Origin of the sequence: Actinacidiphila yeochonensis CN732 (genome assembly GCF_000745345.1) — a bacterium.
Taxonomy (GTDB): Bacteria; Actinomycetota; Actinomycetes; order Streptomycetales; family Streptomycetaceae; genus Actinacidiphila; species Actinacidiphila yeochonensis.
On sequence record NZ_JQNR01000003.1, the window covers coordinates 710,121 to 726,616 of the forward strand.

A 16,496-nucleotide genomic window follows, 5' to 3' on the forward strand; every position below is an offset into this window, starting at 1 on the left:
AACCGGTTCCTTCCGGACTTGACGGGTCTTCCCGGCACGGTTCTTCTACGCTGGAGGGGACGCGTTCGCGCCGCCGGGCGCTCCTCGCGGAGCGCCCCGGCCCGCACCGGCCGCCTCAGGCCGGGCGCGCCCCGCACCGCCCGAACCCGCACCCCGAGGCAGGAGCGAGTGACCTGCACGTGACCCCCGTTTCCCGGCGGTTGAGCCCCGTCTCGCTGCGCGCCCTGCTGGCGCTGGCGGTGCTCTGCGTGATGGTCTCCACCACCGGGTGGACGGCGGTACGCCCACCCGCCGCCGAGGGGGCCCGCGCCGCGGCGGTCGCGGCCTGGATGACCGGGTCGGCCGGCCTGCGGCAGCTCCCCGCCCCCACCTCCCCGCCCGCCGCCATCAGCCACTTCTTCGCCTCCCTGACCGCCGCCCAGCGGGCGCGGCTGGCGGAGCGCTACCCGCTGGTCGTCGGCAACCTCGACGGCGTCTCCCCGACCCTGCGCTACCGGGCCAACCGGCTCGCGCTGGCCGAGCAGCAGACCCGGGCGCGGCGGTTGGCCCACTCCGGGGAGCTGAACTTCTCCGGCCAGCGGCAGGCGTCGGAGCTGGCCACGCGGTACGCCTCCCTGCTGACGCCCGGACGGCAGATCCTCGCCTTCGACCCGACCGGCAGCGGGCTGGTCGCCGAGGTCTTCGGCGACCTCTCCACGGCCCGGCGGGTCGCCGTGGTGGTGCCCGGCTCCGACACCGACGTCCTGGACTTCGAGTCGGCGAACAAGCCGTACGAGGCGCCCGTCGGCATGGGGCAGGCACTGTACGAGGCGGAGCGGCGGGAGGCGCCGGACGCGCACACCGCCGTCATCGCCTGGGCCGGCTACACCGCGCCGGTGGGCCTCGGCCTGGACGCCTCCACCGGCACCCTCGCCGAACGCGGCGCGCCGCGGCTGGAGAGCCTGCTGGCGTCGCTGCCGCGCCGCGCGACCGTCTCGCTGTTCTGCCACTCCTACGGCTCGGTGCTGTGCGGGGTGGCCGCGCCGCACCTGCCGCACGGTCGGGTCCGCGACCTGGCGGTCTTCGGCAGCCCCGGCATGCGCGCCGACCGCGTCTCGGACCTGCGCACCACCGCCCACGTGTGGGCGGCCCGGGACTCCGGGGACTGGATCAGCGACGTGCCGTACGTGGAGTTCGCCGGGCTCGGCCACGGCGCCGACCCCGTCTCGGCCGCCTTCGGCGCCCGGGTGCTCAGCGCGGCCGGGGCCGACGGCCACTCCGGCTACTTCGCCCCGGGCAGCACGAGCCTGGCCGACTTCGCGGACATAGCGCTGGGCCGGTACGGGTCCGTCGTATGCCGCTCGGGTGCCTCCTGCACCACCGGTCTCAGGTGACACACGCCCGGCCGCTTCCGGCCCGTGACCTCACGCAACGCGCGTAGCGGACAGGGGCGCGAAAGGCACAGCCGGTTCTAAGCTGGCCCCTATGGGTGACGTGCTGAGCGGAAGCAACGCCGTGTGGGAGGTCGCACCCGACGCACTGGTCATCCGCTACAGCAGAGGCGTACGGGGCTCCCGGCTGCTCCAGACGCTCGGCGAGCGGCGGGTGCCGTACGGCGCGCTGGGGGGCGTGGACGTGTTCGAGGGCCGCAAGGGCACGGTGGTGCTGAGAGCACTGCCGAGGCCCGGCGCGGACCCGCTGATGGAGGTGGCCGACGGCCAGCTGCGGGAGAGCGCCGACCCCTACCGGCTGGTGCTGCCCGAGCAGGGCAGGGAGCGCGCCGAGGAGTGCCGGGGGGAGCTGCTCGGCGCCATCGCGGCGGCCGGCGGCGCGGAGCCGTGCCGGTTCCTGGTGGCCGCGCCGGCGGCGCCGCGCTCGTTCAAGGCGTACGACGCGAAGGTCTCCTTCGACGGCCGGGCGGTGACGTTCCACTGGTTCCGCACCGGCGCGTCCACGGCGAAGTGGAAGGCCGGCGACCAGACGTTCCCGGTGGAGGAGCTGTCCGGGGTGCGCTGGCGCAGCCCGGAGCAGGTCCACGGCCACCTGCGGCTGCTGCCGCGCGAGCCGGCCGCGGCGACCGGGACGCCGCCGTCCTTCCCGCGCCCCGCCCCGGTCGCGGCTGCCGGCCCCCGCCCGGCCGGGCGGGAGGCCGACCCCGCCTACCAGGACCCCTCGGCGGTGGTCTTCGGCCTCGGCTACGGGCCCGTGCACGAGTCGCTGCCGTTCGCGGCCGCGGTGCTGGCGGCGATCCGGGCGGCCCGCGCCCGGCCCTGAGCCCGCCCCTGAGCCCGCCCCAGGTCCCGGCGCGGGCCAGGTCCCGGGGCGGCGCCGGGGCCGGATCGCGGCTACTCGCGGGCCAGCGAGGTGCCGCTCATGTCCGGGTAGCGGTCGCCGGCCACCTGGGAGCCGATCGGCTCCAGCAGCTCCAGCTCCTCCTTCGTGAGCCGGATCGCGGCGGCGGCGGTGTTCTCCCGGACCCGCTCGGAGCGCCGGGTGCCCGGGATCGGTACGACCGGCAGGCCGTGCGCGTCGGCCCGCTGGTGCACCCAGGCCAGCGCGATCTGCCCCAGCGTGGCGCCGTGCGCCTCGGCCGCCTGCCGCACCGGCGCCAGCAGCTCGGCGTTGCGCCGGGCGTTGTCGCCGCTGAAGCGCGGCTGGTACCGCCGGAAGTCGTCGGCCGCGAGGTCGCTGGCGGCGTCCTGGAACGCGCCGGTCAGGAAGCCCCGTCCCAGCGGCGAGTACGGCACGACGGCCACGCCCAGGGCCGCCGCGGCGCCCACCAGGGACAGCTCGACGTCCCGGCTGAAGAGCGACCACTCCGACTGCACCGCGGCGATCGGGTGCACCGCGTGCGCCTCGCGCAGCTCCGCCCCGGTCACCTCCGACAGGCCCAGGTGGCGGACCTTGCCGGCGGCCACCAGCTCGGCCATCGCGCCCACGGACTCGGCCAGCGGCACGGCCGGGTCGCGCCGGTGCATGTAGTACAGGTCGACGACGTCGGTGCCCAGCCGCCTCAGGCTCGCCTCGACGGCGGACCGGACGTACGCGGGGTCGTTGCTGACGCCCCGGTATGCCGGGTCGTCGTCCTTGCGCACGATGGCGTACTTGGTGGCCAGCACCACCTCGTCGCGGTGGGCCCGCAGGAAGGGCGCGAGGAACTCCTCGTTGGCGCCGCTGCCGTAGATGTCGGCGGTGTCGAAGAGGGTCACGCCCAGGTCGAGCGCGGTCTCCAGCGTCGCGCGGGCCGCGGCCTCGTCGGTGGCGCCGTAGAACTCGCTCATCCCCATGCAGCCCAGGCCCTGGACGCCCACCAGGGGGCCGTCCGCGCCCAGCCGTTCGGCGGGCAGCCGTCCGATGTCGCTCATCACGCGTTCCTCTCCGGGGCCGCGGCCGCGGCGCCCGCGTAGGCGGCGATCTTGCCGTCCAGCACGGTCAGGGTGTCCTGCAGCTCCGCGATCCGGCGGAGCACGTCGGTGCGGGTGGTCTCCAGCAGCGTCCGCCGCTCGCCGAAGGTGTGGGAGCCGGCGCGGACCAGCTCGGCGTAGGCGACCATGTCGGCCACCGGCATCCCGGTCAGCCGCAGCTTGCCGACGAGGCCGAGCCAGTCCAGGTCGCGTTTGCTGAACTGGCGCTGGCCGGTGTGCGAGCGGTCCACGCGCGGCAGCAGGCCGATCCGCTCGTACCAGCGCAGCGTGTGGGCGCTCAGGCCGGTGGCGTCGGAGACCTCGCTGATCGTGTACCAGTCCTGGCCGTCCGGGCGCGGGTGGCCCGCGCAGCCGGCGGTGGCGCGCGGTCCGGCCCTCCCGCCGCGGACCTCGCCTGTGTCAGAGCTCTTCGCCACCCGCACAACGGTCATGGGTCCACGCTATGGCCTTGGAGCGCACTCCAGGCAACCACGCCCGGCCGGTTTCGCGAGCGCGCCCCTCCGGTCGCGTTTCCGCACCGGGCGCCCCGGAGGCACGGCATCAAGGGTCGCCGGACAGAGCGCAGTTGGCCGGTGGTGGTCAGTGCACCGGCCGCGTGGACACCCTGGCCGGTACCGGCGTGGAAGCGGGTGGCGAACGGCGGCGCGCGCCGCGCGGGATCGGCCGGCCGCCCCGGATAATATAGTTGAATGCAGCAACCATCGACTTCGTTCTCGGCCAGGTGGCCTCTCGCCCCGTCCAGCACCGCGGACTGGCTGCGGGAACTCGCCGACGACGACGGTCTCAGCGGGTTCATGCCGCCCCCGCTGCCCGACGCGGCCTGGGTGCTGAACGCCATGTACGAGCACGAGCGGGGCCCCGCCGACGCCTCCCTGGACGGAGTCCGCCGCGCCGGGACCGCCGACGGGAGCGTGCTCCCGCAGGTCGTCGGCATCATCGACCTGGACGGCGAGACGATCTTCACCGGAGGCCGCCTGGGCCGCGCCGAGCACCCGGGCCCCGGCTGGCGCCGGCTGCGCTGGGCCGACCTCGCGCGGCGCAGCGGTGATCCGATCGTCCCCGAGGGCACCCTGCCCTGCTACCGGGGCTTCCCCTCCGTGGAGTCCGACCGCAGCCGGCCCGTCACGATCGAGCCGCCGACCGAGGGCAGCCTGGACCGCGAGACCTGGAACCGGCTGGTCGCGCTGCTCCGCGTCCACAGCCCGGCGGGCCCGGACACCCGCTGCCTGGCCTACTACTGCCCGCTGACGACACACGTCTACGACTTCGACAACCCGCGCGTCCAGGTGGGGCGGCTCGGCGACGCCGAGGAGCTGTACGACCACCCGGACATCGACTTCAGCCCCGCCAACCTCTGGGCCGAGGACCACTCATGGGTCATCTGCACCGACTACGACCTGTGGGCCACCAAGGTCGCCGGGCCCGCCGCGCTCATCGACGCCCTCCTGAACGACTCCGAGATCGAAGCGATACGGCTGCCCTGGGCCCCCTGACCGTCGCCCACCCCAGGTGCTCACCCGATCGGGTGGTCGCCGGAGCGCGGGCGAGCCACCCGGCGGCCCTGGCTCACGCGCTCCCACGGGCGGTCGGCGGCAGCGCGCGGACAGGACCTAGGCTGGGCCGCATGGAGAGCTTGGAGCAGGTCACGGGGTGGCCGGTGGGGAACGTCGCGGCAGGGGTGGTCCGGGGGGACGGCACCGTGGCGGGGACGGTCGGCGACAGCTCGCGGCCGTTCCGGCTCGCGTCGGTGACGAAGCTGCTCACCGCCTACGCCGCGCTCGTCGCCTACGAGGAGGGCGTGTTCGAGCTGGACGACCCCGCCGGGCCGGACGGCGCGACCGTGCGCCACCTGCTCGCCCACACCTCGGGGCTGGCCTTCGACGGCTCCAAGGCGATGGCCGCGCCGGGCACCCGGCGGATCTACTCCAACTCCGGCTTCGAGGTGCTCGCCGACACCCTCGCCAAGGGGGCCGGCATCCCCTTCGCGGAGTACCTGCGGCAGGCCGTGCTCGACCCGCTGGGCATGGCGGGCACGACCCTGTCCGGCTCCCCCGCGCACGGCGCGACCTCCACCGTCACCGACCTGCTGGCGTTCGCGCGCGAGCTGATGGCGCCGCGGCTGCTGCACCCCTCCACCGTGGCGGCGGCCACCACGGTCGCGTTCCCCGGGCTGCGGGGCGTCCTGCCCGGCTACGGGCAGCAGGACCCCAACGACTGGGGGCTCGGCTTCGAGCTGCGCGCCCGCAAGTCGCCGCACTGGACCGGGTCGCTCTCCTCCCCCGCGACGTTCGGGCACTTCGGGCAGGCCGGCACGTTCCTGTGGGTGGACCCGGAGGCCGGCGCGGCCTGCGTGGCGCTCACCGACCGGGACTTCGGCGAGTGGGCGCTCCCACTGTGGCCGAAGCTGACCGACGCGGTGCTGGCCGAGCTGCGCCGCCCCGCGTGAGCGCGCCCGACGGCTCCCCGGCCGGCGGACTCCCTTCCCCCGGGGGCGGGTTCGAGGTGCGCCGGGCCGCCGACCGGTACCTCGGCGGCGATCCGGCGGCGGGCGTCACCACCCGGCACACGTTCTCCTTCGGCGAGTTCTACGATCCGGCCAACACCCGCTTCGGGCTGCTGCTGGCCTGCAACGAGGAACTCCTCGCCGCCGGAGCCGGGTTCGCCGAGCACACCCACCGGGACACCGAGATCGTCACCTGGGTGCTGGCAGGCGAGCTGGAGCACCGGGACGCCGACGGCACCGCCGTGACGCTGCGCCCCGGCGACGCCCAACTCCTCAGCGCGGGCGGCGGGGTGCGGCACGTGGAGCGCAACCCCGGCGCCGAACCGCTGGTGTTCGTCCAGATGTGGCTGCACCCGGACCCGTTCGGCGGCCCGCCCCGGCACACCGTGGCCCGCGATCCGGCCGGCGCGCGCGGGCCGGCCGGGCCCGGCCTGCACCCGGTCGCCTCGGGCCTGCCGTCGGTGCCCGCGCCGCTGGCGCTGCGGCAGCCGCACGCCGCCCTGTACCTGGGCCGGGGCGCGGCGGAGCTGCCGGCCGCGCCGTTCCGGCACGTGCAGGCCGTCCGGGGCCGGGTGGCGGTCGGCGGCCGGCTGCTGGCGCCCGGAGACACCCTGCGGGTGACCGGGGGCGGCCCCCTTGACGCCGTACCGGCCGAAGGGGAGCGAGGGGCACCCGAGTACCTGGTGTGGGAGATGCACGCCGAGCCCTCGTACGGCTGACCCGGTCGTCTCCGCCCCTCGCTCGGGTCTGCCCGGTAGGGGCCGTCCCGTCCGGAAAAGCGAACCCCCTAACCTTGACGTCGTGCCCGAACCCTCCAAAGCGCCCCGTCCCACCGAACCGGTCGGCGACCACCCCGCGACCCTGCGCCGGCTGGAGAAGTCCGCCGGGCACCTGGCCGCGAACGCCATCGCGCGGATGGACGAGACGCTGCCGTGGTACCGGGCGATGCCGCCGGAGAACCGCAGCTGGATCGGCCTGGTCGCACAGGCCGGTATCGCCGCCTTCACCGAGTGGTTCCGCCACCCCGGAACGCCGCAGGCCATCAGCACCGACGTGTTCGGCACCGCCCCGCGCGAGCTGACCCGGGCGATCTCGCTGCGCCAGACCGTGGAGATGGTCCGCACCACGATCGAGGTGATGGAGGCGGCCATCGACGAGGTGGCCGCGCCCGGCGACGAGGCGGTGCTGCGGGAGGCGCTGCTGGTCTACGCGCGGGAGATCGCGTTCGCCACTGCGCAGGTCTACGCGCAGGCCGCCGAGGCCCGCGGCGCCTGGGACGCGCGGCTGGAGTCGCTGGTGGTCAACGCGGTGCTCTCCGGCGAGGCCGACGAGGGCGTGCTGTCGCGGGCGGCGGCGCTGGGCTGGAAGTCGCCGGACCGGGTGGTGGTGGTGCTGGGCACCGCGCCCACCGGGGACAGCGAGCTGACCGTGGAGGCGATCCGGCGGGCCTCCCGGCACGCCAAGGTCCAGGTGCTGACCGGGGTGCTCGGCGATCGGCTGGTGGTGATCGCCGGCGGCGACGACGATCCGATCCGGGTGGCGAAGGCGCTCCTCGGGCCGTTCGCGCCGGGCCCGGTGGTGGCCGGCCCGGTGGTCGGCGACCTGCTCTCGGCGACCCGCTCGGCGCGCGCGGCGGCGGCCGGGCTGCGGGCGTGCCGGGCCTGGCCGGACGCCCCGCGTCCGGTACTCTCCGACGACCTGCTGCCGGAGCGGGCGATGGCGGGCGACCGTCAGGCCCGCGACCAGTTGGTGGAGGAGATCTACAGGCCGCTGAAGGATGCGGGCTCTGCCCTGTTGGAGACTCTGAGTGTCTACCTGGAGCAGGCGTCCTCACTGGAGGGCGCCGCGAGGATGCTTTTCGTGCACCCCAATACCGTCCGCTACCGGCTGCGACGTGTGACCGATGTCACCGGCTGGTCACCCTCCGATGTTCGATCGGCGTTCACCCTGCGCATCGCACTGATCCTGGGCCGCCTCTCGGAGACTGAGCGCGCCAGCTGAGCCGTTTTGTCGGACACCCACAAATCACCTGTCAGTTCTTGGTCCCTGTCCCCACCGGCGGTCGATGCCGTCGGCGAGAGAGAGTGTGAAGGTGCTCGTACTCGTCGCTCCCGGTCAAGGCGCTCAGGCGCCCGGTTTCCTGACCCCCTGGCTCGACCTGCCCGGCGCGGCGGACCGCGTCGCGGGGTGGTCCGACGCTGTCGGCCTCGACCTCGCCTACTACGGCACCAAGGCCGACGCCGACGAGATCCGCGACACCAAGGTGGCGCAGCCGCTGCTGGTGGCCGCCGGTCTGCTGTCCGCCGGCGAGCTGGGCGTGTTCGCGCCCGGCGCCGCGGGCCGTCCGGACCTGGTGGCCGGCCACAGCGTCGGCGAGATCACGGCGGCGGCGCTCGCCGGGGTCCTCGGCGAGCGGGACGCGCTGGCCTTCACCGCCACCCGCGGGCGGGCCATGGCCGAGGCGGCGGCCGTCACCGAGACCGGCATGGCCGCGGTGCTCGGCGGCGACCCCGACGCGGTGGTGGCCCACCTGGAGGGCCTGGGGCTGACCCCGGCCAACATCAACGGCGCCGGCCAGATCGTCGCGGCCGGCACCGCCGAGCAGCTCGCCGCGCTGGCGGCGGACCCGCCGGAGAAGGCCCGGGTCCGGCCGCTCCAGGTGGCGGGCGCCTTCCACACCTCCCACATGGCCCCCGCGGTGGCCGCGCTGGAGGCGCTGGCGCCCTCCCTCGCGGTCTCCGACCCGGCTCTGCCGTATGTTTCGAACGCGGACGGGCAGGCGGTGGAGAAGGGCGCGGAGGTGCTGCGCCGACTCGTCGCCCAGGTGTCCGGCCCGGTCCGCTGGGACCTGTGCATGGAGACCTTCCAGCGGCGCGGTGTGACCGCCGTCATCGAGGTGTCGCCCGGCGGGACCCTGGTGGGCCTGGCCAAGCGCGCCCTGCCCGGGGTCCGCACCCTGGCGCTCAAGACCCCTGACGACCTGGCGGCGGCCCGCGAGCTGGCGGCGCAGGCGGCAGGACCGGCGGAGGACCGACCGCAGCGAGCCGAACAGGAGCCACCGCAGCGATGACTGCCAAGATCAAGCCCAGCAAGGGCGCCCCGCACGCGCGCATCCTCAGCGTGGGCGGCTACCGCCCGGTGCGGGTGGTGCCCAACGAGGTGATCCTCGAACACATCGACTCCAGCGACGAGTGGATCAGGTCCCGCTCCGGCATCGCCTCACGGCACTGGGCCGGGCCGGACGAGACCGTCGCGGAGATGGCGCTGGCGGCCAGCGGCAAGGCCGTCGCGGACGCCGGGATCAACGCCTCGGAGATCGGCGCCGTCATCGTCTCGACCGTCACGCACTTCAAGCAGACGCCGGCGGTCGCCACCGAGATCGCGCACCGGATCGGGGCCGGCAATCCCGCCGCGTTCGACATCTCCGCCGGCTGCGCGGGCTTCACCTACGGCCTGACCCTCGGCAAGGGCCTGATCACCGACGGCACCGCCAAGTACGTGCTGGTGATCGGCGTGGAGCGGCTGAGCGACCTCACCGACAAGGAGGACCGCGCGACCGCGTTCCTCTTCGGCGACGGCGCCGGCGCGGTCATCCTCGGCCCGTCCCAGGAGCCCGCCATAGGACCGACGGTCTGGGGCTCGGAGGGCGACAAGTCCAACACCATCACCCAGACCGTGCCCTGGGACCGGTTCCGGAGCGGCGACCTGGACCAGCTGCCGCTGGACGCCAGCGGCGAGGTCAAGTTCCCGGCGATCACCCAGGAGGGCCAGGCGGTCTTCCGCTGGGCGGTCTACGAGATGGCGCGGGTCGCCCAGGAGGCGCTGGACGCCGCCGGGGTCAGCGCGGACGACCTCGACGTGTTCATCCCGCACCAGGCGAACATGCGGATCATCGACTCGATGATCAAGGCGCTGAAGCTGCCCGAGCACGTCGCGGTGGCCCGGGACATCGAGACCACCGGCAACACGTCGGCCGCGTCGATCCCGCTGGCCATGGAGCGGCTGCTGGCCACCGGCGAGGCCAAGAGCGGGGACACCGCGCTGGTCATCGGGTTCGGGGCGGGTCTCGTCTACGCCGCCGCGGTCGTTACCCTCCCCTAGTCGGAACACGCCGGAAGGCGTCGGACACGTCAGAACACCGTCGGACGCCGACACAGCAGCGACACCTCACCGTCGGAGTCCCTCCGGGGCCGTCCAGGCACCGGCAGGACTCCGGCAGAGCACGACACAGCACCACAGAGCACCGCGAACCACCGGTGGCGACGCGTCCCGCCCGCCGCCGCAAGCGAAACGACACATCAAGGAGCGCCGAACAGATGGCTGCCACCAAGGAAGAGATCGTCGCCGGTCTCGCCGACATCGTGAACGAGATCGCCGGTATCCCCACCGAGGACGTCCAGCTGGACAAGTCCTTCACCGACGACCTGGACGTCGACTCGCTGTCCATGGTCGAGGTCGTGGTCGCCGCTGAGGAGCAGTTCAGCGTGAAGATCCCGGACGACGACGTCAAGAACCTCAAGACCGTCGGCGACGCTGTCGACTACATCCTCAAGGCCCAGGACTGATCCGGTCCCGCTGGGACCGGTGAGGAAGACCCCGGGCTGGGCCGCACGGCCCGCCCACCCCGGACGACGCGACTGTCGCCCGCCCTTCTAGACGTGGAGAGACATTCCTGTGAGCCCGACCAATCGCACTGTGGTCGTCACCGGTATCGGAGCAACCACACCGCTGGGTGGCGACAGCGCGTCGACCTGGGAGGCCCTGCTGGCCGGCCGGTCAGGCGTGCGCGCGCTGACCGAGGACTGGGCGGCGGACCTGCCGGTACGGATCGCCGCGCGGGTCGCCGTCGAGCCCGGCGAGGTACTGCCGCGGCCCGTGGCCAGGAAGCTGGACCGCAGCGCCCAGTTCGCCCTGATCGCCGCCCGCGAGGCGTGGGCGGACGCCGGCTTCACCGCGAAGGCCGGTGAGGACCCGGCGATCGACCCGGACCGCCTCGGCACGGTGATCGCCTCCGGCATCGGCGGCGTGACCACGCTGCTCGACCAGTACGACGTCCTCCGGGAGCAGGGCGTGCGCAAGGTGTCCCCGCACACCGTGCCCATGCTCATGCCCAACAGCCCGTCGGCCAACGTCGGCATCGACGTCAACGCCCGCGCCGGGGTGCACACCCCGGTCAGCGCGTGCGCGTCCGGCGCCGAGGCCATCGGCTACGCGATCCAGATGATCCGCACCGGCCGCGCCGACGTGGTGGTGGCCGGCGGCACCGAGGCGGCCATCCACCCGCTGCCGATCGTCGCCTTCGGCAACATGATGGCGATGTCCAAGCGGAACGACGACCCGCAGGGCGCCTCCCGCCCCTACGACCGGGACCGCAACGGCTTCGTGCTCGGCGAGGGCGCGGGCGTGGTCGTCCTGGAGTCCGCGGAGCACGCCGCCGCGCGTGGCGCCCGCGTCTACTGCGAGGCCGTGGGCCAGGGCATCTCGTCCGACGCCCACCACATCACGCAGCCGGAGCCGTCCGGGCGCGGTATCGCCGCCGCCCTCCAGCACCTGCTGGACGACACCGACATCAAGCCCGCCGAGATCGCGCACGTCAACGCGCACGCCACGTCCACCCCGCAGGGCGACGTGGCCGAACTGAAGGCGCTGCGCCGGGTCTTCGGCGACGACGTGGACCACTTCGCGGTGTCCGCCACGAAGTCGATGACCGGGCACCTGCTCGGCGGCGCGGGCGGCATCGAGACGGTCGCCACCGTGCTGGCCCTGCACAACCGGCTGGCGCCGCCCACGATCAACCTGGTCAACCCCGACCCGGAGGCGGACGCGGACATCGTCGTGGACAAGCCGCGCCCGCTGCCCGAGGGCACGATCGCCGCGCTCAACAACTCGTTCGGCTTCGGCGGCCACAACGTGGTGCTGGCGCTGCGCACGCTGAGCGTCTGATCCGGTAGATCCCCGGCCGCGGCCCGGGGCGCCCGCGCGGGTGACGCCCGCCGAGCGCCCGGGCCGCGCCGTTTCCGCCGGCCCGACGACGCCCGCCCGCCGAGCGGCGCGGGGCGGGACGGCGCGGGCGGGGACGGCGCGGGCGCCGGAGGACGCCGGAACGGCCCCCGGCGGCCCGGGGACAGGGTCAGCGCGTGAAGCTGGCGAAGTACGCGGCGGCCATGTCCTCGCTGCCGTGGCCGGCCGCGGCCGCCCGTCCCAGACGCTCGACGCCGGCCTCGGCGAGGTCCAGCCGCACCCCGGCGCCCTCGGCCGCCGCGGCGATCAGCCGCGCGTCCTTCAGGGCGCCCTCGACGGTGAAGCTGGGCGCGAAGTCGCCGCTCCGGATGGCCTGCGCCTTCATCCGCAGGTAGGGCACGTCCATGGCGCCGCCGTCGACGGCCTCGAAGAACCGGTCCGGGTCCACACCGAGGGCCTTGGCCAGCGCCATCACCTCGCCGGTGGCGTTGTTGAGCGCCAGCACCCAGCTGTTGAGCACCAGCTTGAGCGCGCTGGCCGGCCCGTCGGCGGGCTCGCCGGCCACCCGGACGGTCCGCTGCCCGATGGCGTCGAAGACCGGACCGGCGGCCGCCAGGGCCGCCTCCGAACCGGCCGCGAGCACCGTCAACTGGCCCGTCTCGGCGGGCTTGCGGGTGCCCAGCACCGGCGCGTCCAGGAAGAGCAGCCCGCTGCCGGCGGCCAGTTCGGCCAGTTCCCGCTGGGCTCGCGGCCCGACGGTGGAGCACTGCGCCCACACCGCGTCCTGGCGCATCACCCGCACCCCGTCCCGCATCACGGCCAGCACGGCGGGGCCGTCCAGCAGCATGGTGACCACCGCGTCCGCGTCCCGCACCGCCTCCAGCGGGTCCTCGACGACGGCGACCCCGTACTCGGCCAGCGGCCGGGCCCGGTCGGCGGTGCGGTTCCAGGCGCGCACCCGGTGCCCGGCGGCGGCCAGGCTGCGGGCCATCCCGGCGCCCATGATGCCGGTGCCGAGCACGGCCACGGTGAGCGGGCCGGACGGGGACGGACGGGACGACTGGGGCGCGGGGTGCGGCTGCTGCGATGACGTCGACATGCCGTCAGGCTAGTGCGCCTCCCGGCACGGTCCGTCCCGCTCGCCGCCCTGGCGCGGGCTTTCGCCGCGTTGGCCGAAAACCCGAGCAGCCCACCACGAGGGTTTCCGGCCGGCCTTGCGATCGCCCGCACCACGACACCTCGCCACCGGGCAGACCCCGCCGGCCACGCACCAGGCCCTGGCCGTGCGACGTTCGCGGACCGGCCGAGGGCACCGCGCGCGCCGGGGGCCCCGGTGGAGGGGTCAGACGACCTGGTGCAGCCAGCGGACGGGAGCGCCCTCGCCGGCGTAGCGGAACGGCTCCAGCTCGTCGTCCCACGGCTTGCCCAGCAGCCGGGCCACCTCGGCGGCCAGCTCCGCCTCGCCGGAGGCCGCGCGGGCCATGGCGGCGCGCAGCCGGTCCTCGGGGACGAGGATGTCGCCGTGCATGCCGATGACGGCGTGGAAGATGCCCAGCTCGGGGGTGGCGCTGTAGCGCTCGCCCTCGGCGGACGCGCACGGCTCGGCGGTGACCTCGAAACGCAGCAGCTGCCAGCCGCGCAGCGCCGAGGCGAGCCGGGAGGCGGTGCCGGACTCGCCCTGCCACGAGAACTCGGCACGCCAGGTGCCGGGCGCGGCCGGCTGGCGGACCCAGTCAAGGTTCACGCGCACGCCGAGGACGCCCGCGACGGCCCACTCCACATGCGGGCACAGCGCGCGTGGTGCGGCGTGCACGTACAGAACTCCACGTGTCGTCACCGGTACCTCCTGTGTGGACGAGGTTCGCCTTCCCCAGCGGCCTCACCCACGAACCGGTAGCACCAGGGGCAACTCCAGACATTCTGCACTATGCGCAAGGAATCACCAAGAAAGCGGCAACTTGCGCCATCGATACCTCCGTCCGGTTCCGACCTCCCGTCAGATTCGGCCAACTCCCAGCCGACTGTCAGGGAAGACGCTACCGCGCGGGGCCTTCCCGAGGGCCGTGTACAAGCAGCCATGCGGCAGATGTCACCCGCACGCCGGAGGGCGGCGGGGACCGCCGCTGACAGATCCCGCCGCGCGCCGGCCCGGGCCCCGCCGCCCCCGACTCCCGCTGAGGCGGCGTCAGGCGGCCGTCGACGGCCGCCAGGCACGGGCAGGAGCGGGGGCGGTGGCGGGGCGGTGACGGTGGCAGGGCTCAGGCGACGGTCAGGGTGACCTCGATGTTGCCGCGGGTCGCGTTGGAGTACGGGCAGACCTGGTGGGCCTTCTCGACCAGCTCCCGCGCGGTGGCGGCGTCGGCGCCCGGGATGGACACGACCAGTTCGACAGCGAGCCCGTAGCCGCCGGAGATCGGCCCGATCCCGACCTTCGCCGTCACCCGCGAACCCGCCACGTCCACGCCCGTACCGCGGGCCACCGCCCCGAGGGCGCTCTGGAAGCAGGCGCCGTACCCGGCCGCGAAGAGCTGCTCCGGGTTGGTGCCGGCGCCGCTGCCGCCCATCTCCCTGGGCGGGTTGACGACAACGTCCAACCGGCCGTCGTCGCTGGAGACCCGGCCGTCACGGCCGTTCTCCGCGGTCGCCACGGCGGTGTACAGGACGTCCACGGTCTGCGGGGCCATCAGCGGTTCCTCCCGGAAGGGGGCACACTCCGGCGCCCCCGCTCGCACCTCCACCCCGCCGGCCACGGGGTCCGCCCGCTACTCAACCACGGAGCGCGGGGCCCCCGCCCGGTCTTTGACCGGTGCCCGCTTCGTGCTGACCGCGCCCCACACGGCGAACCCGCGCACGGTGACGCGTGGGGCGCCGGGCGTCCCGGGGCCGGTGGCGCCGCGCCGGAACCAGCCGAACAGGCCGACGCCGTTGACGTACACCTCGGCGTCCTCGGGGACGAGGATCTTCACCGCACCCCACATCGCGACGGCCCGGACGCGGGTCTCGCCGGCGGAGAACCGCGCCTGCCGGAGGTCGACCACACCCCTGCCCCACAGGCACACCGCGGTCAGCGCGCCCGGCACCGTCCACACCCCGCGGCGGGTGAAGCCGCCGAAGAAGCAGGCCAGCAGCCGGGTCGGCCGGCCGGTCGGGGCCGCGGCGGACGGGCGGGCCGGCAGGTCCCGGGTGAGCATGTCGAGGGCCGCGTACGACCGCGCCGCGTAGGCCGCGCCGAGCCGTTCGTCCAGCTCCGCGAAGTCGATCCGGCCCTCGGCCGCGGCCTCCCGCAGCACCTCGGCGACCTGCTCGCGGTCGCCGTCCGAGGGCCGCAGCGCCGCCCGCCGACCCGGTTCGGGGAGTCTCGGGAGCCTGGTCATGCCGCCATGCTGCCACCAACCCCCCGCCGGACGCGCCCCGTCGGGCCGGTTCCGGGTCAGTCGCACCACCACAGCACCGGCTTGCACGTCGTCCGGGTCGGCGACGGCTGCCCGGAGGGCTGCTCGCTGGTGGGGCCGGGAGCGACGGTGCCGGTGGGCGCGGAGGACGTGGACGACACGGAGGGCGCCGTCGGCACGGAGGGGGCGGACGGCGAACCCGTGGGGACCACCGCCGCGACGGAGGTGGACGTCCGCTGGGAGTGCGTGGCCGTGGGGGAGGCCGTCGGCGAGGTCGGGGACGGCGAACCGCTCGCCCCGTCGGACACCGCCGCGGACGGGCTGGGCGAGGCACCCCCGTCCACGGCGGTGTCCGACGGGACGCCGGCGGCGGCGGTGTCCGCGCTCGACGCGGGCGCGGGCCGGACGGCGGGGCGTCGGAGCCGCCGGCGGGGCTGCCGGAGCGGCCGGAGAACGCCGCGGTCGAGATCATCGCCACCGCACCCACGAGGGCGACCGCGCCCACCCCGTAGGCCGCCGCCCGGCGCCGCCCCGGCGGGCCCTGCGCGCGGCCCGCCCCGGCTCTCCGCCCGCCGCGCCGCCCGGCCCCGGCCCCGGGGTACTCCTCCGACTGGCCCGATTCCTCCGACTGGCCCGGCTCGCCCGGCTCGCCGAACTCCGGCAGCCCCGGCACGTCCTCGAAGGGCTCCTCCGCCCCCGCGTCCCCGAACCGCGCCTGGACCGGCGGCATCTGGATCGTCTCGCCCACGGGCGGCGGCGTGAGCCGGTCGGCAGGGGCCCCGCAACCCGGGCACGAGTAGGCGCCGTTGAGGTGGCGTCGGCACGCGTAGCAGTAGTCCATGGCGGAAGGGACACTATGGGACTCCTGTGGCGGCGGCAAAGCCCCCGCCGGCTTGCCGCCGTCCCCCATGCCGTCGTCATACCGGGCGTACGCGGACAGCTCCGGCGGAGCGGCGTGGTGCGCGGCCGCCGTCGCGGGCCCGGCCGGACCGCCCGGCCAGGACCGCCGGCGCCCGCGCGGGACGGAGCGGGACGCGCGGTGGAAGCCCCCCACAGCGCGCCGGGGCCGAGGCACCGGTGTCCCGCGGGCAGCGGGCCCCGGAGCGGCGGTGCCCCGCGGGCAGCGGGCCCCGGAGCTCTCCAGAGGTGAAGGCTTGCGGAATCCGGAGCGAACGCCCGTCAAACAACAGGAATCAGGCGATTCATCTCAAAAGCGGCAGACCAAGAGGCCGCAGC

17 protein-coding genes and 1 pseudogene are annotated in these 16,496 nt (G+C 75.1%); 10 read left to right on the plus strand and 8 right to left on the minus strand.

Translation table 11 applies throughout. The features are described from left to right. Positions 1 to 179: 179 nt before the first annotated feature. Together BS72_RS04600 and BS72_RS04605 are read left to right on the plus strand one after the other, a co-directional pair. The gene (locus BS72_RS04600; protein ID WP_232792211.1) at positions 180 to 1,373 is read left to right on the plus strand and encodes an alpha/beta hydrolase; all 1,194 of its coding nucleotides are present in this window, start codon (positions 180 to 182) and stop codon (positions 1,371 to 1,373) included. 91 nt (positions 1,374 to 1,464) lie between these two features. Continuing rightward, positions 1,465 to 2,253 carry a DUF4429 domain-containing protein gene (locus BS72_RS04605; RefSeq protein WP_051950671.1) on the plus strand — a complete coding sequence of 263 codons (789 nt, stop codon included), beginning with the start codon at positions 1,465 to 1,467 and terminating at the stop codon, positions 2,251 to 2,253. 71 nt (positions 2,254 to 2,324) lie between these two features. On the opposite strand, the gene BS72_RS04610 is transcribed toward BS72_RS04605, so the two are convergent. Together BS72_RS04610 and BS72_RS04615 are read right to left on the minus strand one after the other, a co-directional pair. Then, on the minus strand, positions 2,325 to 3,344 hold the full coding sequence (locus BS72_RS04610) for an aldo/keto reductase (RefSeq protein WP_037906608.1): 1,020 nt from the start codon (positions 3,342 to 3,344) through the stop codon (positions 2,325 to 2,327). Then, positions 3,344 to 3,835 carry a MerR family transcriptional regulator gene (locus BS72_RS04615; RefSeq protein WP_037906610.1) on the minus strand — a complete coding sequence of 164 codons (492 nt, stop codon included), beginning with the start codon at positions 3,833 to 3,835 and terminating at the stop codon, positions 3,344 to 3,346. Before BS72_RS04615 ends, BS72_RS04610 begins: the two co-directional genes overlap by 1 nt. Positions 3,836 to 4,093: 258 nt before the next feature. Here BS72_RS04615 and BS72_RS04620 point away from each other — a divergent pair, with 258 nt between their 5' ends. From BS72_RS04620 to fabF, 8 genes are all read left to right on the plus strand, one after another. Continuing rightward, a complete protein-coding gene (locus tag BS72_RS04620) occupies positions 4,094 to 4,897 on the plus strand; it encodes a hypothetical protein (RefSeq protein ID WP_037906613.1) in 804 nt (267 codons plus the stop codon). Positions 4,898 to 5,028: 131 nt separating this feature from the next. After that, positions 5,029 to 5,850 carry a serine hydrolase domain-containing protein gene (locus BS72_RS04625; RefSeq protein ID WP_037906615.1) on the plus strand — a complete coding sequence of 274 codons (822 nt, stop codon included), beginning with the start codon at positions 5,029 to 5,031 and terminating at the stop codon, positions 5,848 to 5,850. Then, positions 5,847 to 6,626 carry a pirin family protein gene (locus BS72_RS04630; protein WP_051950672.1) on the plus strand — a complete coding sequence of 260 codons (780 nt, stop codon included), beginning with the start codon at positions 5,847 to 5,849 and terminating at the stop codon, positions 6,624 to 6,626. Before BS72_RS04625 ends, BS72_RS04630 begins: the two co-directional genes overlap by 4 nt. An 82-nt stretch (positions 6,627 to 6,708) precedes the next feature. Beyond that, positions 6,709 to 7,908 (plus strand): PucR family transcriptional regulator, encoded by a 1,200-nt coding sequence (locus tag BS72_RS04635; protein ID WP_037906617.1) that lies wholly within the window; start codon positions 6,709 to 6,711, stop codon positions 7,906 to 7,908. Between the two features lie 91 nt (positions 7,909 to 7,999). Continuing rightward, complete coding sequence (locus BS72_RS04640; protein WP_051950744.1) at positions 8,000 to 8,977, plus strand: ACP S-malonyltransferase; 978 nt, start codon at positions 8,000 to 8,002, stop codon at positions 8,975 to 8,977. Next, entirely contained in the window at positions 8,974 to 10,008 is a 1,035-nt protein-coding gene (locus BS72_RS04645) for a ketoacyl-ACP synthase III (RefSeq protein WP_037906619.1), read from the plus strand. Before BS72_RS04640 ends, BS72_RS04645 begins: the two co-directional genes overlap by 4 nt. 215 nt (positions 10,009 to 10,223) lie before the next feature. Beyond that, positions 10,224 to 10,472, plus strand: coding sequence for an acyl carrier protein (locus BS72_RS04650; RefSeq protein ID WP_037906622.1), 249 nt, complete (start codon positions 10,224 to 10,226; stop codon positions 10,470 to 10,472). Between the two features lie 109 nt (positions 10,473 to 10,581). After that, entirely contained in the window at positions 10,582 to 11,850 is a 1,269-nt protein-coding gene (gene fabF / locus BS72_RS04655; protein WP_037906625.1) for a beta-ketoacyl-ACP synthase II, read from the plus strand. Positions 11,851 to 12,037: 187 nt separating this feature from the next. Here fabF and BS72_RS04660 read toward each other — a convergent pair whose 3' ends face one another. The 6 genes and pseudogenes from BS72_RS04660 to BS72_RS40135 form a co-directional block, all read right to left on the minus strand. Next, a complete protein-coding gene (locus BS72_RS04660; protein WP_078901006.1) occupies positions 12,038 to 12,967 on the minus strand; it encodes an NAD(P)-dependent oxidoreductase in 930 nt (309 codons plus the stop codon). Positions 12,968 to 13,210: 243 nt separating this feature from the next. Beyond that, positions 13,211 to 13,705, minus strand: coding sequence for a DUF3145 domain-containing protein (locus BS72_RS04665; RefSeq protein ID WP_037906628.1), 495 nt, complete (start codon positions 13,703 to 13,705; stop codon positions 13,211 to 13,213). Between the two features lie 421 nt (positions 13,706 to 14,126). Continuing rightward, on the minus strand, positions 14,127 to 14,552 hold the full coding sequence (locus BS72_RS04670; protein WP_037906631.1) for an organic hydroperoxide resistance protein: 426 nt from the start codon (positions 14,550 to 14,552) through the stop codon (positions 14,127 to 14,129). Between the two features lie 78 nt (positions 14,553 to 14,630). Continuing rightward, positions 14,631 to 15,242, minus strand: a complete 612-nt coding sequence (locus BS72_RS04675) for a DUF1707 SHOCT-like domain-containing protein (protein ID WP_037906632.1) — start codon at positions 15,240 to 15,242, stop codon at positions 14,631 to 14,633. A gap of 56 nt (positions 15,243 to 15,298) precedes the next feature. Further along, complete coding sequence (locus tag BS72_RS39095) at positions 15,299 to 15,421, minus strand: hypothetical protein (RefSeq protein ID WP_265736775.1); 123 nt, start codon at positions 15,419 to 15,421, stop codon at positions 15,299 to 15,301. A 308-nt stretch (positions 15,422 to 15,729) separates the two neighbouring features. Further along, positions 15,730 to 16,170 (minus strand): annotated as a pseudogene (locus BS72_RS40135) (SCO2400 family protein); the annotation flags it as partial. Positions 16,171 to 16,496: the final 326 nt, after the last annotated feature.

Excerpts from the sequence above, each read along its gene's own strand:
- BS72_RS04620 (WP_037906613.1), top strand. The coding sequence starts at position 4,094 with ATGCAGCAACCATCGACTTCGTTCTCGGCCAGGTGGCCTCTCGCCCCG.
- BS72_RS04675 (WP_037906632.1), bottom strand. The coding sequence starts at position 15,242 with ATGACCAGGCTCCCGAGACTCCCCGAACCGGGTCGGCGGGCGGCGCTG.
- BS72_RS04670 (WP_037906631.1), bottom strand. The coding sequence starts at position 14,552 with ATGGCCCCGCAGACCGTGGACGTCCTGTACACCGCCGTGGCGACCGCG.
- BS72_RS04645 (WP_037906619.1), top strand. The coding sequence starts at position 8,974 with ATGACTGCCAAGATCAAGCCCAGCAAGGGCGCCCCGCACGCGCGCATC.
- BS72_RS04610 (WP_037906608.1), bottom strand. The coding sequence starts at position 3,344 with ATGAGCGACATCGGACGGCTGCCCGCCGAACGGCTGGGCGCGGACGGC.
- BS72_RS04650 (WP_037906622.1), top strand. The coding sequence starts at position 10,224 with ATGGCTGCCACCAAGGAAGAGATCGTCGCCGGTCTCGCCGACATCGTG.
- BS72_RS04625 (WP_037906615.1), top strand. The coding sequence starts at position 5,029 with ATGGAGAGCTTGGAGCAGGTCACGGGGTGGCCGGTGGGGAACGTCGCG.
- BS72_RS04660 (WP_078901006.1), bottom strand. The coding sequence starts at position 12,967 with ATGTCGACGTCATCGCAGCAGCCGCACCCCGCGCCCCAGTCGTCCCGT.
- BS72_RS04615 (WP_037906610.1), bottom strand. The coding sequence starts at position 3,835 with ATGACCGTTGTGCGGGTGGCGAAGAGCTCTGACACAGGCGAGGTCCGC.
- BS72_RS04605 (WP_051950671.1), top strand. The coding sequence starts at position 1,465 with ATGGGTGACGTGCTGAGCGGAAGCAACGCCGTGTGGGAGGTCGCACCC.